Source organism: Amaricoccus sp. (assembly GCF_017995835.1).
GTDB lineage: Bacteria > Pseudomonadota > Alphaproteobacteria > Rhodobacterales > Rhodobacteraceae > Amaricoccus.
Genome location: NZ_JAGOID010000093.1, coordinates 1 through 13061, shown reverse-complemented (window position 1 = coordinate 13061; position 13061 = coordinate 1). Strand labels below are relative to the sequence as shown.

Sequence of the window (13061 nt, the reverse complement as noted above, 5' to 3'; positions counted from 1 at the left end):
CCCTTGTGCATCTCGGCTATGTGGCGGCCGATCATGTGGCCGATGACCTTTTCCTTGTCGAGGCGGGCGACGTCCTCGGTCACCACCTTGCGGCCGTTGCGGAACACGGTGACGCGGTCGGAGATCTCAAGCACGTCGTCGAGGAAGTGCGAGATGAACACGACCGCCTTGCCCTCGGACTTGAGCCGGCGGAGCACCTCGAAGAGCCGGGCGACCTCGGGCGGCGACAGGGCCGAGGTCGGCTCGTCGAGGATGAGGATGCGCGCACCGGAAAACAGCACGCGGGAGAGCTCGACGAGCTGCTGCAACCCGACGGGCAGCGCCCCCATGCGGGTGCGCGGGTCGATGTCGAGGCCGAGGCTTGCGATCTGGCGTTTTGCCTCGGCGTTCATGCGGGTCCAGTCGACCGTGCCGAGCGGCGTCAGCGGGTGGGCGCCGAGGAAGACGTTCTCGGCGACCGAGAGGTCCGCGACGGTCGAGAGTTCCTGATGGACCATGCCGACGCCTTCGGCGAGCGCGTCGCGGGGCGAGCGCAGCCGCACCTCGCGGCCGTCGATGCGCACCGCGCCCTCGTAGTCGGTGTGGACGCCGGCGATGATCTTCATGGTCGTGGACTTGCCGGCGCCGTTCTCGCCGACGAGGCCGTGGATCTCGCCGGCGCGGAGTTCGAAGTCGACGTCGCGCAGCGCCGCGACGCCGCCGAAGGACTTCGACACCCCCGCCAGTTCGAGAAGGGGCGCCAGTTCGGGAAGGGGCGGCTGGTCGCCGCCCCCGTGGATGGTCCCGTGCGCCACCTCGAGGCTTACATCAGGAACTGCTTCTGGAGCCACAGCTGGCCCTCGGCGGTCTCGGCCGTGACGACCGGGCCGTCGGCGAGGATCGAGACGGGGATGCCCGCCGTCGCCTTGCCGCCGCCCGCGACCGCCGCCACGCCCGCCGCCACCGACCAGCCGTGGATGCGGCACGAGGGGTTGCGCACGGTCGTGACCATCACGCCGTCGATGACCGCGTTCACCGCCGGCGGCATCGCGTCCACCCCGGCGAGCTTGATGCCCTCGCGGCCCTTCGACTTGATGACGTTGAAGGCGGCGAGCGCCATGTCGTCGTTGTGGAAGAAGGCGCCGGCGATCTCCGGGTTCTGGGTCAGGACCGAGTCCCAGATGCGGGCGACCTTGGTCACGTCCCAGTCGGCCGGCTGCTCGTCGACCACCTTCACGTCCGGATAGTTGGCGACGACCTGCTGGAATCCCTTGGCGCGGCCCTGGGCGCCGGAATGGCCGAGCGCGCCCTGGGTCATCACCACGTTGCCCTTGCCGCCGATCGACTTCATCAGCGCCTCGGTTGCCACCGCGCCCATCATCACGTTGTCGGGCGCGATGAAGGTGGTGATGTCGATGGTGCCCGGCGGCGCGATCAGGGTGTCCATGGCGATGACCGGGACTCCGGCCTCGATCATGCGGTTGATCGGGTCGGTCAGCGTGCCGATGCCGAAGCTCTGGATCGCCACGAAGTCCCAGGGCTGCGAGGCCATGTTGTCGATTGCGGCGCGCTGCTTGGTCGCCGCGAGTTCGCCGTCGAACCAGGTGATCTCGACGTTCATCAGCTTGCCCCAGGCCTCGGCGGCCTGCTTGCCCTGGGCGCACCATGTCGCTTGGAGGCCGGCGTTGGAAAAGGCGGCCTTGAGCGGCGTGGCCGAGGCGTTGAGCTCCTGGGCGAGGGCGGGACTGAACCCGGCGCTGGCGAAGAGCGCGCCGGCGACGGAGCCGGCGCCGAAGAGGCGGAGCGCGTCGCGGCGCGAGGCGCCGACGTTGCCGATTTCCTGGAGGGGCGCATCGTCCCGGGTGAGCTTGTCGGTCATGGCGTCACCCGCGAGCGCGCGGGCCGCGTCATATGACGGTTCATGCAGGATCTCCCTGGAGCGGGGCTTTCGCGCCCCTTGGTTCAGCGACGGCTTGGCGCCGACGGCCGCAATTAATCACCGCGCACGCGCACCGGTCAACGCGGATTCTGGCCCTCGCCGGCGCGTGCTTAAACGTTTCCACTGCACAGGCGACACGGATCGGCAGCGACCCGTCGCGCGGCCCGGAACGCCGGCGGAGCGAGACCGACAGCGCCGGACGGACGCCCGGCAGACGCGGATTGACAAGTCGCGGGGCGCGGGGCGAGCCTCGGCGGCCCGTCCACCAGAGCCCCGCGAGCGCCATGGCCCCCGAGACCTACGCCCCCCTCACGCCCGAGACGATTCCCGCGCGCCTTGGCGGCCTGCCGGCGCTGCGCGCGCTGATCGGGCCCGACCCCGCCACGTGGCGCGCCGTCGAGGTGGGCGACGGCAACCTCAACCTCGTCTTCATCGTGAGCGGCCCCTCGGGCAAGGCCGTCGCCAAGCAGGCCCTGCCCTACGTCCGTCTGGTCGGGGAGAGCTGGCCGCTTCCGCTCGAACGTGCGTGGTTCGAGTGGAACGCGCTGACCCGCGAGGCGGCGCGCGCACCCGGCTCGGTGCCAACGGTCCACCACTTCGACCGGGAGCAAGCGCTGCTGGTGATGGAGTTCCTCGATGACCACGTGATCTTGCGCAAGAGCCTGATCGCCGGCGTGGAGCATCCGGGGCTCGCGTCGTTCCTCGGACTCTTCTGCGCGCGGACGCTGTTCCGCTCGACGGACCTGTCGCTGCCGACCGCGGAGAAGAAGGCGGACGTCGCACTCTTCGCCGGCAACGTGGCGTTGATGGACATCACCGAAGCGCTGGTGTTCACCGATCCCTATCGGGACGCGCCGATGAACCGGCACACGCCAGGGCTGGAGGCGCTGGTCGCCGAGCTCCGGGCCGACGAGGCGCTCAAGGTCGAGGCGCAGCATCTGAAATGGGCCTACACGGCGAACGCGGAGGCGCTGCTGCACGGCGACCTGCACACAGGATCGATCATGGCGGTGGGGGACCGGATCTCGGTGATCGACCCGGAGTTCGCGTCCTACGGACCGATCGGGTTCGACGTCGGGATGCTGATCGCGAATTTCCTGATGGCCTACCACGCGCAGTCCGGGCACGAGGCGGCCCCAGGGGAGCGCGACGGGTACCGGGAGTGGATCCTCGGCGTGGCAGAGGGGATCTGGACGACGTTCGTGGCGGAATTCGCGCGGCTGTGGCGCGAGGAGCGGCGGGGCATCCTCTACCCGGCGGCGCTCTACGAGGACCAGGGGCAGCCGGCGGCGGCGGAGCGGGCGCTCGCGGACCGGCTCGGGGCGATCTGGGTCGACGCGCTGGGGTTCTGCGGCGTGGAGATCCACCGCCGCATCCTCGGGCTCGCGCACAACGCCGATTTCGAGACGATCGCCTACGAGGCGCGTCGTGCGGCCTGCGAGGCCCCGGCCCTGCGGCTCGGGCGGGCGCTCGTGCACGGTCGGCGGACCATCGGCTCGATGGCGGACGTCTGCGCGCTGGCGCGGGCGGAGGACGCGGCCGGCCGCTGAGGCTCATACGGTTTCCGTCTGAACACTTCGGCGTCAAAGGTTTACGGCGGATTCTTCGATGCACAACTTATGCACAACGTATGCACAACGCATATGCCAACCAAAAGAGTCGGAATTGAATCGTTAACGCAGGCTCAGGCCCGGTAGCTCACCCGCGGCTCGGCCCCCGCTGGCGCGAGGAAGGCAAAGCCGTTCGGGCCGAGCGTCAGGGTCCGGTCGAGCAGGCCCGCCGCCTGGCTCGGGCCGTCGGCCGCCAGCGCGAGGCCGCGGACCCGGACGGAAAGCGTCTCCGGCGAGAGGTTGAACACGCCGGCGAGGCTCGACCCGGCGCCCTGCCGCAGGAAGGCGAGGACCGGCTCGTCGGCCTTGAAGAACCGCGTCCCCCCGGCGACCAGCTCCGGCCGTGCCCGGCGGAACGCCAGCATCCGCCGGTAGAAGCCGAGGATCGAGCCCGGGTCGGCCTCCTGCCCGGCGACGTGGCGCGCGGCCTGCGGGGCCTTCACCGGCAGCCAGGGCCTGCCGGCGCTGAAGCCGGCGTTGGCGCCCCCGCCGTCCCAGGGCATCGGGGTGCGGCAGCCGTCGCGACCCTTGTACTCCGGCCAGAAGCGGATCCCGGGCGGGTCGGTCAGCTCCTCGAACGCGAGTTCGCTCTCGGTCAGGCCAAGCTCCTCGCCCTGGTAGAGACAGATCGAGCCCGGCAGCGACAGCAGCAGCGCCGCAGTCTGGCGGGCAAGCGCGTCGGGGTCGGCGGCGTGGGGCAGCCAGCGGGTGACGTGGCGCACGACGTCGTGGTTGGAGAAGCTCCAGCACGGGCAGCCGTCGGGGGCGGCCTTGTAGAACCGCTCGACGGCCTTGCGGAAGTGGCGGGCCACGAAGGGCGCGCCGAGGAGCTCGAACGAATAGGCCATGTGCAGCCGCTTCGCGCCGCGGGTGTAGTCGGCCATGATCTCGATGGCGCGCGCCCCGCTCTCGCCGACCTCGCCGACGGTGGTCCGGGCCTCGTAGTGGTCCGTCAGCAGGCGCACGCGCTTGAGGAAGGCGACGTTCTCCGGCTGGGTCTTGTCGCGCAGGTGGTCCTGCATCTCGTAGGGATTGACCGGCGGAAGCGGCCCCTCGCGTTCGGCCGGCGGGTTCGAGCGCAGCTTGCGGTCGTGGAAGTAGTAGTTGACGGTATCGAAGCGAAAGCCGTCCACGCCGCGCTCGAGCCAGAAGCGCAGCACCTCCAGCACCGCGTCCTGCACGGCGGGATTGTGGAAGTTCAGGTCGGGCTGGTCCGGCAGGAAGTTGTGGAGGTAGTACTGCCGCCGGCACGCGTCCCATTCCCACGCCGGACCGCCGAAGACCGAGGCCCAGTTGTTCGGCGGGCCACCGTCGGGGCGCGGATCGGCCCAGACATACCAGTCGGCGCGCGGGTTGTCGCGGTCCGCTCGGCTTTCCCGGAACCACGCGTGCTGGTCGGAGGTGTGGCTCAGCACCTGATCGATGATGACCTTGAGCCCGAGCGCGTGGGCGCGCGCGACCAGCCGGTCGAAATCGGCGAGCGTGCCGAAGAGCGGATCGACGCCGACGTAGTCGGAGACGTCGTAGCCCATGTCGACCATCGGCGAGGGGAAGATCGGCGAGAGCCACACCGCGTCGGCCCCGAGGCGGGCGACATGCTCCAACCGGTCGACGATCCCGGGCAGATCGCCCACGCCGTCGCCGTTCGAGTCCTGAAAAGAGCGGGGGTAGATCTGGTAGATCACCGCCCCGCGCCACCACTCCGCCATGCGCGCCCCCCGCGACCCCCCGCTCGGGTCTCTATAGAACGGCGCCGCCGTCCCGCACCACCGCCACTTGTGCTTCGGGAGCAGGATCGCAGGACCATCGGCGCCGGACGGGCGCTGCGGCCGCACGGGCTTTTCATTGCGGGCGTTTCGCCTATTCTGCCGCGCAACAACCAGAAGGAGACGGGCGGGATATGGGCAGCATCATTACCTTCGCGCAGCAGAAGGGCGGAGCCGGCAAGACGACGGTTCTCGCGCACCTCGCCGCCGCCTGGAGCGAGGCCGGGCGCAAGGTGGCGCTGATCGACCTCGATCCGCAGCGCTCGCTGACCCGCTGGGCGGGGCTGCGCAACGATGGCAATGTCGACCTCGTCGAAAGCCGCGACTACCGCGCCGCCACCGACATGAAGGCCTCGGCCCGGACCCACGACTTCGTGCTGGTCGATTGCCCGGGCGCCGCCTCGAACCTGCTCGACGCGGCGGTGCGCGAGAGCAACCTGGTCATCGCGCCCTGCCAGCCCTCGGTCATGGACGTCTGGGCGACGTCGAGCGTGATCGACACGGCGCGACGGCTGAAGAAGCCGCTGCGCATCCTGCTCAACCGCTTCCCGCCGCGCTCGGGCTCCGCCGAGGAGGCGATCGCCGCGCTCGGCGACGCGCGCGCGTACCTGATGACGGCGCGGCTCGGCAACCGGGTGGCGTTCTCCCAGGCGATGCTGACGGGGCACACCGCGCCGGAGTTCGGCCGTCGCACCGCCGCCGCCGCCGAGGTCGAGGCGCTGCGCGCCGAGGTCGAGGCGGCGCTCGCCGCCTGACGGACGGCTTCTGCCCCGGCGCGATCGGGCCGCCGCAAGGGAGAGAGCCATGCCCGACTTCGCCATCGTCGACGCCCATGTCCACCTCTACGACCTCGACCGCGTCTCCATCGGCTGGCTTGCCGGCGCGCCGGCGATCAACCGCAGCCACGGGCTCGCCGATTTCGACGCCGCCCGCGGCGCGGTCGCGGTGGAGCGGCTCGTCTTCGCCGAAGTCGCGGTCGACGCCGGCCACGGGCTCGCCGAGGCGCGGTGGGCGCAGGAGATCGCCGCGGGCGACCCGCGGCTCGGCGCCGTCGTCGCCCATGCGCCGGTGGAGCTCGGCGAGGCGGTCGAGCCGACGTTAGAGGCGCTCGCGGCGCTTCCCGCGGTCAGGGGCGTGCGGCGTCTGATCCAGACCGAGGCCGATCCGTCCGTGGTGCTGGAACCCGGGTTCCTCGACGGCGTGCGCCGGCTGGCGCGCCACGGCTTCAGCTTCGACATCTGCGTGAAGCACTGGCAGATGGCCTATGCGGTCGAACTGGCGCGACGTTGCCCGGACGTGTCCTTCATCCTCGACCACATCGGCAAGCCGGACATCCGCCACGGCCTGCGCGAACCGTGGTGGTCGGACATCGCCGCGATGGCGCGACTGCCCAACGTCGCGTGCAAGGTCTCCGGCGTCATCACCGAGGCGGACCCGGCCCAATGGACGCCCGCCGCGATCCGGCCCTACGTCGAGCGCACGCTCGAGGTCTTCGGCGCCGAGCGCTGCATGTTCGGCAGCGACTGGACCGTCTCGGAACTGACCCACCGCTACCCCGAATGGGTGGCGATCCTCGACGACATCCTCGCCGGCGCGAGCGAGGCCGAACGCCGCGCCTTCTGGCGCGACACCGCGATCCGGGCCTACCGCATCGACGGCTGACGGCCGAAGCCCGGCGGCAATCGGACAAGGGTTCACATCCGGGCCCGGTTCCGCTATCCTGACCGCAATCCACACACAATCGAACCGACGTGCATGATGGGCGACGGAAAGGATTATTTGCGGTGGGCTAAAAGGGAGTATAGAATATGAATGAAGTTCAGTATGATGATACTGGAAAGATCAATCTGAATGGTATTTACAACATGCCAGACCCTGTTGCGTATTTCTCCACTCTGTCTGGCCTAGATTACCAGATTCCCCAGCTGGCGCGCCCCTTGTTCGACAGGATAATCGGGGCGCGGCGGGAAACCAGTGGCGAACAACAACTGCGCATGATTGATCTCGGCTGTTCGTACGGCGTCAATGCGGCGCTGCTCAAGCACGGCCTGTCCATGGCGGACCTCTTCCGCCTCTACGACGAAGGCGCCGGGCGCGAGGATCTCCTCGATCGTGACCGGACCGTCTTCGACGCCCCTGCCGATCCCTGTCTCGAGATCGTCGGGCTCGACACGGCCGAGCAGGCGGTGGGATACGCCGTCGCGGCCGGGGCGCTCGACGCGGGCATCGCCGCCAATCTCGAGCGCCGCGATCCCACCCCCGACGAAGCGGCGCTGGTCGAAGGCGCCGACCTCGTCATCTCGACAGGCTGCTTCGGCTACGCCACCGATGTCTCGCTGCGCCGTCTGCTGGAGGCGAGCGGCGACAGCCGGCCCTGGATGGCGCATTTCGTGCTGCGGATGTTCGCCTTCGACGAGGCGCGCGAGATGCTTGCCGGCCACGGGTACGTGACGGAGAAGGTCGACGGCCTGCACCCGCAGCGCCGCTTCGCCTCCGACGACGAGCGTATCCACGTGCTGGACAACCTCGCACGGCTCGGCATCGACCCGACGGGCGCGGAGGCGGAGGGCTGGTACGTGGCCGAGCTCTACGTGGCGCGCCCGCAGGAGGACGAGCGCAGCCTCGCCCTCGACCGGATCGTCGGCGTGCACTAGGCGCGACGCGGGCGGCGCCGAGGGCCGCCGCCCGGGCGCCTAGCGGATGACGAGGATCGGGCGCGTCGAGGTTGCGAGCAGCTTCGATGTCTGGCTGCCCAGCACCAGCTTCGACACGCCGCTGCGGCCGTGCGAGGAGATCACGATCAGATCCGCGTCCTCGGCGTCGGCCACGGAGCCAATCTCCAGGAAGGCGTGGTCGGAATGGCGCAGAACCGACCGCGCCTCGACGCCGGCCGCGCGCGCCTTCTCCTCCACCACGTCGAGGATCTCCCGCGCCTGCTTCGCCGTCTCGGCGTTGAAGGCCTCGATCAGCTCGCGGTTGCGGCCGGGGTTCAGCGTCAGCGCCCGATACGGCTCGAGCACCGTGATGAAGGTCACGCGCGACCCGAGCGCGCGGGCGAGCTCGAGGCCGCGATCCACCGCCACGGTCGCGAGCTCGGACCCGTCGGTCGGGATCAGGATGTGCTTGAACATGTGGTCTCTCCCAATCTGCGGCCGCGCCGGGGGACTCCCCCCGACGTTCTTGCCCGATGCGGGGGCCGTCGTCTACGGGGCGATTTCCGGTTCCCGCCGCCGGGGCGCGCCGATATAACGCCCCGCGGACAAGACCGGGGGAAATCATGGGCAACGTCGCGGTCGTCGGCGCGCAATGGGGCGACGAGGGCAAGGGCAAGATCGTCGACTGGCTCTCCGAGCGCGCCGACGTGATCGCCCGCTTCCAGGGCGGCCACAACGCCGGGCACACGCTCGTGGTCGATGGCAAGGTCTACAAGCTGTCGCTGCTGCCCTCCGGGATCGTGCGGCCCGGCAAGCTCTCGGTCATCGGCAACGGCGTGGTGCTCGATCCCTGGGCGCTGCTGGCCGAGATCGGCCGGCTCGCCGAGCAGGGCGTCGAGGTGACGCCGAAGAACCTGATGGTCGCCGAGAACACGCCGCTGATCCTGCCGCTGCACCAGGACCTCGACCGCCTGCGCGAGGAGGCCGCCGGCGCGGCGAAGATCGGCACGACGGGGCGCGGCATCGGCCCGGCCTACGAGGACAAGGTCGGCCGCCGCACCATCCGCGTCGCCGACCTCGGCGACGAGGCGACGCTCGACACCCGCCTCGACCGGCTCTTCGCCCACCACGACGCGCTGCGCCGCGGCCTCGGGGCGCCGCCCATCGACCGGGCCGAGCTGCGCGCGAAGCTGATCGAGGTCGCGCCGAAGATCCTGACCTTTGCCGGCCCGGTCTGGCGTACGCTGGAGGCGAAGCGCCGGCAGGGCCGCCGCATCCTGTTCGAAGGGGCGCAGGGGGCGCTCCTCGACATCGACTTCGGCACCTACCCCTACGTCACCTCGTCGAACACCCTCGCCGGCATGGCGGCCGCCGGCACCGGCATGGGACCGGGCGCGGTCGGCTTCGTCCTCGGCATCGTCAAGGCCTACACCACCCGCGTCGGCGAGGGCCCCTTCCCGGCCGAGCTGACCGACGAGATCGGCCAGCGCCTCGGCGAGCGCGGCCATGAGTTCGGCACGGTGACGGGGCGCAAGCGCCGCTGCGGCTGGTTCGACGCGGTGCTGGTGCGCCAGACCTGCACCACTTCCGGCGCCAAGGGCATCGCGCTCACCAAGCTCGACGTGCTCGACGGCTTCGAGGAGCTGAAGATCTGCGTCGCCTACGACCTCGACGGCCAGCGCCTCGACCACCTGCCGACCGCCGCGGCGCAGCAGGCCCGCGTCACGCCCGTCTACGAGACCATGAAGGGCTGGTCGCAGACCACCGCCGGGGCGCGGTCCTGGGCCGACCTGCCGGCGCAGGCGATCAAGTACGTGCGCCGCATCGAGGAGCTGATCGGCTGCCCGGTCGCCATGCTGTCGACCAGCCCCGAGCGCGAGGACACCATCCTCGTCACCGACCCCTTCGCGGCGTGAGCCGCCTCAGCCGCCGCGCGCGCGTCCGCTGGGCGCTCGTGATCCTGCTCGTCGGGCTGCCGCTCTACATCGCCGCCGCCGTGACGCTGGTCGACCTGTTCGATCGCCCCAACATCGTGGTGGAGCTGTTGATCTACGTCGCGCTCGGGATCATCTGGGCATTGCCGTTCCGTGCCGTGTTCCTCGGCCTGGGGCGCGAGGATCCGGACGGGCCGAGCAAAGGACGCTGAGGAGTACGGGAATGCGGGCAAGGATGCTGGCGGCGGCGGCCGCGCTCACCTGGGCGGCGGCGAGCCCCGCGCCGGCGGAGGAGATCGGCGAGGTCACCACCGCCTTCAAGATCCTCGGGGCCAACCACCGCATCGTCATCGAGGCCTTCGACGACCCCAAGGTCGAGGGCGTTTCCTGCTACGTCAGCCGCGCGCGCACCGGCGGCATATCCGGCTCGCTCGGGCTCGCGGAGGACACCTCGGACGCCTCGATCGCCTGCCGCCAGGTCGGGCCGATCCGTTTCCGCAGCGAACTCGAGGACGGCGAGGAGGTGTTCGGCCGCCGCGCCAGCGTGATGTTCAAGCGCATCCAGGTCGTGCGCTTCTTTGACGAAGCGCGCAACGTACTGGTATACCTCACCTATTCCGACAAGCTGATCGACGGCTCGCCGCAGAACGCCATCTCGGCAGTGGCGGTGGCGCCCTGGAGTTGAGCGCGCCTCTCGTCAGCTCGGGGGAGCCGGTCACCCTGGTCGGCGGCGGCCCGGTCGATCCCGGACAGCTCGCGGAGGCGCTCGCGCTCGCACCCCTTGCCGTCGCGGCCGACGGCGGCGGCGACGTGGCGCTGCCGGGGGGGCGCGACTTCGCGGCGGTGATCGGCGACATGGATTCGCTCCGCGGGCTCGACGCGCTGCGCGCCCGCGGCGTCGCCATCCATCGGATCGCCGATCAGGACACCACCGACCTCGAGAAATGCCTCGGCGCGATCCGGGCGCCGCTGCTGCTCGGGCTCGGCTTCCTGCACGGGCGCATCGACCACCAGCTCGCCGCGATGAACGCGCTGGTGCGTTGGCCCGAGCCTCCCGCGGTCCTGATCGGCGGCGAGGATGTCGTGTTCCGCTGCCCGTCGACCCTCGCGCTCGACCTGCCGGCGGGGACGCGCGTCTCGCTGTTTCCCATGATGCGGACGACGGGGACCCTCTGCACCGGCCTGCGCTGGTCGGTCGCGGGGCTGGCTTTCGCCCCCGACGGCAGCATCGGCACGTCGAACGAGGCCACCGGCGGCCCGGTCCGGCTTGGCTTCGATGCGCCGGGAATGCTGGTCGTCCTGCCAGTCTGGACGCTCCGCCGGGTCGTCGACCTCCTGCCGCGCGAGGCGTGGTGAGCCCGTTTCTCGGCATCCTCCTGTCGCTCGCCATCGCCGTGCTCGCCGGCGTCGCGGCCGAGGCGATCGGGGCGCCGCTGCCCTGGCTCCTCGGCCCGATGATAGCGTCGGCGGGCGTCGCCGTGGCCGGCTTCGCGCCGTTCGGCGTGGCGCCGCGCATGCCGGCCTGGAGTCGGCCGGTGTTCACGCCGGTGATCGGCGTCGGCATCGGCGCCACGGTGACGCCGCAGATCCTCGGGCAGGCGTCAGAATGGTGGCCGAGCCTGATCGCGGTCGCCGCCTTCGTGGTCGCCGCCCAGGGCTGCGGCTATGCCATCCTGCGCCGGCTGGGCGGCTTCGACCGCCCGACCGCCTATTTCGCCGCGAGCCCGGGCGGGCTGATCGATTCCGTCCTGATGGGCGAGATGCGCGGCGGCGACACGGCGACGATGGCGACGATGCACCTGACGCGCATCGTCATCGCGGTCGCCGCCGTGCCGCTGATCCTGACCTTCGTCGCCACCGCCGAGGGCCAGCCCCTGCACGCCCCGGTCGCGGCCGCCGGATGGCCGGGGCCGGTCGACGCGGCTCTGCTCCTCCTTTGCGCCGTCGGCGGCGCGCTGCTCGCGGTGCGCGTGCGGCTCCCGGCGGGAGTGATGCTCGGGCCGTTCCTCGCCAGCGCGGCGCTGCATCTTTCGGGGCTCTCCTCGGCGCAGGTTCCGCTTCTCGTCGTGCACGTCGCGCAGATGGTCGTCGGCGCGATGCTCGGTCTGCGCTTCTCGGGGACGCCCCATGCCGTGCTCGTCCGCGGGCTCGGCCTGACGTTCGTCACCGCCGGGGTCTCGATCGCGCTTGCCGGCGGCTTCGCGCTCGCCCTCGACGCGCTGGTGCCGGCGACCTCGGCGGCGATCTTCCTCGCGTTCGCCCCCGGCGGCATCGCCGAGATGGGCCTCGTCGCCATCTCCCTCGGCGTCGAGCCGGCCTTCGTGATCGTCCACCACCTCGCGCGGATCCTGCTGACCGTCTCGCTCGGACCGATCCTCTACGATCGCCTCATCGGCCGCGCGCGCTGATCCCGACGCCGACGGGCCGCCCTCGGTCGCGTGGCGGGGCGCGGCGTGCTAATGGGCGGGAATCGACGATGGAGGCGGCCCTGCCCGACACCGACACGCTCACCCTGCGCCGGCCGGACGACTGGCACCTGCACCTGCGCGACGGCGAGATGCTCGCGGGCGTTTTGCCGGCAAGCCGGGACTTCGCGCGGGCCATCGTGATGCCGAACCTCGTGCCGCCGGTGGTGACGTCCCGTGACGCCGCCGCCTACCGGGCGCGCATCCTCGCCGCCCTGCCCGAGGGCCAGCGCTTCACGCCGCTGATGACGCTCTATCTGACCGAGGGGACGGACCCGGCCGACGTGACGGCTGCGGCGCGGGACGGGCTGGTGAGCGCGGTCAAGCTCTACCCGGCCGGAGCGACGACGAATTCTGCGAGCGGCGTCAGGGACATGGAGCGCGTGATGCCCGTGCTCGAAGCGATGGCCGAGGTTGGGCTGCCGCTCTGCGTCCATGGCGAGGTGACGGATCCGGCGGTCGACATCTTCGACCGCGAGGCGGTCTTCATCGAACGGGTGCTCGCGCCGCTGCGGCGCCGGCTGCCGGAGCTGCGCGTGGTGATGGAGCACGTCACGACCAGGGACGGCGTCGACTACGTGCGCAGCGCCGGCGACGGGATCGGGGCGACGCTGACGGTGCATCACCTGATCCTGAACCGGAACCACATGCTCGTCGGCGGCATGCGGCCGCATTTCTACTGCCTGCCGATCCTGAAGCGGGAGGCGCATCGCA

General features: G+C 70.9%; 14 protein-coding genes. 10 read left to right on the top strand and 4 right to left on the bottom strand.

Features of this window, described 5'->3' with window-relative positions:
* Together KBA23_RS13185 and KBA23_RS13180 are read right to left on the bottom strand one after the other, a co-directional pair.
* Positions 1 to 794: ATP-binding cassette domain-containing protein (locus KBA23_RS13185; protein WP_290741672.1), on the bottom strand; the 794-nt coding region annotated here is incomplete at its 3' end.
* 8 nt (positions 795 to 802) lie between these two features.
* On the bottom strand, positions 803 to 1858 hold the full coding sequence (locus KBA23_RS13180; protein WP_290741670.1) for a sugar ABC transporter substrate-binding protein: 1056 nt from the start codon (positions 1856 to 1858) through the stop codon (positions 803 to 805).
* Positions 1859 to 2202: 344 nt separating this feature from the next.
* Here KBA23_RS13180 and mtnK point away from each other — a divergent pair, with 344 nt between their 5' ends.
* Positions 2203 to 3468 (top strand): S-methyl-5-thioribose kinase, encoded by a 1266-nt coding sequence (mtnK, locus tag KBA23_RS13175; RefSeq protein WP_290741669.1) that lies wholly within the window; start codon positions 2203 to 2205, stop codon positions 3466 to 3468.
* 134 nt (positions 3469 to 3602) lie between these two features.
* Here mtnK and KBA23_RS13170 read toward each other — a convergent pair whose 3' ends face one another.
* Positions 3603 to 5237, bottom strand: coding sequence for an alpha-amylase family glycosyl hydrolase (locus KBA23_RS13170; RefSeq protein WP_290741667.1), 1635 nt, complete (start codon positions 5235 to 5237; stop codon positions 3603 to 3605).
* A gap of 191 nt (positions 5238 to 5428) precedes the next feature.
* On the opposite strand from KBA23_RS13170, the gene parA reads away from it, so the two are divergent.
* The 3 genes from parA to KBA23_RS13155 all read left to right on the top strand — a co-directional run bounded on the left by parA (position 5429) and on the right by KBA23_RS13155 (position 7948).
* Positions 5429 to 6049 (top strand): ParA family partition ATPase, encoded by a 621-nt coding sequence (gene parA, locus KBA23_RS13165; RefSeq protein ID WP_290741665.1) that lies wholly within the window; start codon positions 5429 to 5431, stop codon positions 6047 to 6049.
* A gap of 49 nt (positions 6050 to 6098) precedes the next feature.
* Positions 6099 to 6956, top strand: a complete 858-nt coding sequence (locus KBA23_RS13160; protein WP_290741663.1) for an amidohydrolase family protein — start codon at positions 6099 to 6101, stop codon at positions 6954 to 6956.
* Positions 6957 to 7288: 332 nt separating this feature from the next.
* A complete protein-coding gene (locus KBA23_RS13155; RefSeq protein ID WP_290741661.1) occupies positions 7289 to 7948 on the top strand; it encodes a hypothetical protein in 660 nt (219 codons plus the stop codon).
* A 39-nt stretch (positions 7949 to 7987) separates the two neighbouring features.
* Here the strand turns inward: KBA23_RS13155 and KBA23_RS13150 are convergent, their stop codons facing one another.
* The gene (locus KBA23_RS13150) at positions 7988 to 8425 is read right to left on the bottom strand and encodes a universal stress protein (RefSeq protein ID WP_290741659.1); all 438 of its coding nucleotides are present in this window, start codon (positions 8423 to 8425) and stop codon (positions 7988 to 7990) included.
* Positions 8426 to 8571: 146 nt separating this feature from the next.
* Here KBA23_RS13150 and KBA23_RS13145 point away from each other — a divergent pair, with 146 nt between their 5' ends.
* The 6 genes from KBA23_RS13145 to pyrC all read left to right on the top strand — a co-directional run.
* On the top strand, positions 8572 to 9864 hold the full coding sequence (locus KBA23_RS13145; protein ID WP_290741657.1) for an adenylosuccinate synthase: 1293 nt from the start codon (positions 8572 to 8574) through the stop codon (positions 9862 to 9864).
* Positions 9861 to 10094: a DUF2842 domain-containing protein gene (locus KBA23_RS13140; RefSeq protein WP_290741655.1), complete on the top strand. Its 234-nt coding sequence runs from the start codon at positions 9861 to 9863 to the stop codon at positions 10092 to 10094. Before KBA23_RS13145 ends, KBA23_RS13140 begins: the two co-directional genes overlap by 4 nt.
* Positions 10095 to 10105: 11 nt before the next feature.
* Complete coding sequence (locus tag KBA23_RS13135) at positions 10106 to 10567, top strand: CreA family protein (RefSeq protein ID WP_290741653.1); 462 nt, start codon at positions 10106 to 10108, stop codon at positions 10565 to 10567.
* On the top strand, positions 10564 to 11238 hold the full coding sequence (locus KBA23_RS13130; protein WP_290741651.1) for a thiamine diphosphokinase: 675 nt from the start codon (positions 10564 to 10566) through the stop codon (positions 11236 to 11238). The genes KBA23_RS13135 and KBA23_RS13130 overlap by 4 nt, the downstream gene beginning before the upstream one ends.
* Positions 11235 to 12290: an AbrB family transcriptional regulator gene (locus tag KBA23_RS13125; protein WP_290741649.1), complete on the top strand. Its 1056-nt coding sequence runs from the start codon at positions 11235 to 11237 to the stop codon at positions 12288 to 12290. Before KBA23_RS13130 ends, KBA23_RS13125 begins: the two co-directional genes overlap by 4 nt.
* 68 nt (positions 12291 to 12358) lie before the next feature.
* Positions 12359 to 13061: dihydroorotase (gene pyrC, locus KBA23_RS13120; protein ID WP_290741647.1), on the top strand; the 703-nt coding region annotated here is incomplete at its 3' end.

Coding starts and splice junctions, on each gene's coding strand:
- parA (WP_290741665.1), top strand. CDS start 5,429: ATGGGCAGCATCATTACCTTCGCGCAGCAGAAGGGCGGAGCCGGCAAG.
- KBA23_RS13145 (WP_290741657.1), top strand. CDS start 8,572: ATGGGCAACGTCGCGGTCGTCGGCGCGCAATGGGGCGACGAGGGCAAG.
- mtnK (WP_290741669.1), top strand. CDS start 2,203: ATGGCCCCCGAGACCTACGCCCCCCTCACGCCCGAGACGATTCCCGCG.
- KBA23_RS13150 (WP_290741659.1), bottom strand. CDS start 8,425: ATGTTCAAGCACATCCTGATCCCGACCGACGGGTCCGAGCTCGCGACC.
- KBA23_RS13170 (WP_290741667.1), bottom strand. CDS start 5,237: ATGGCGGAGTGGTGGCGCGGGGCGGTGATCTACCAGATCTACCCCCGC.
- KBA23_RS13160 (WP_290741663.1), top strand. CDS start 6,099: ATGCCCGACTTCGCCATCGTCGACGCCCATGTCCACCTCTACGACCTC.
- KBA23_RS13180 (WP_290741670.1), bottom strand. CDS start 1,858: ATGACCGACAAGCTCACCCGGGACGATGCGCCCCTCCAGGAAATCGGC.
- KBA23_RS13135 (WP_290741653.1), top strand. CDS start 10,106: ATGCGGGCAAGGATGCTGGCGGCGGCGGCCGCGCTCACCTGGGCGGCG.
- KBA23_RS13155 (WP_290741661.1), top strand. CDS start 7,289: ATGATTGATCTCGGCTGTTCGTACGGCGTCAATGCGGCGCTGCTCAAG.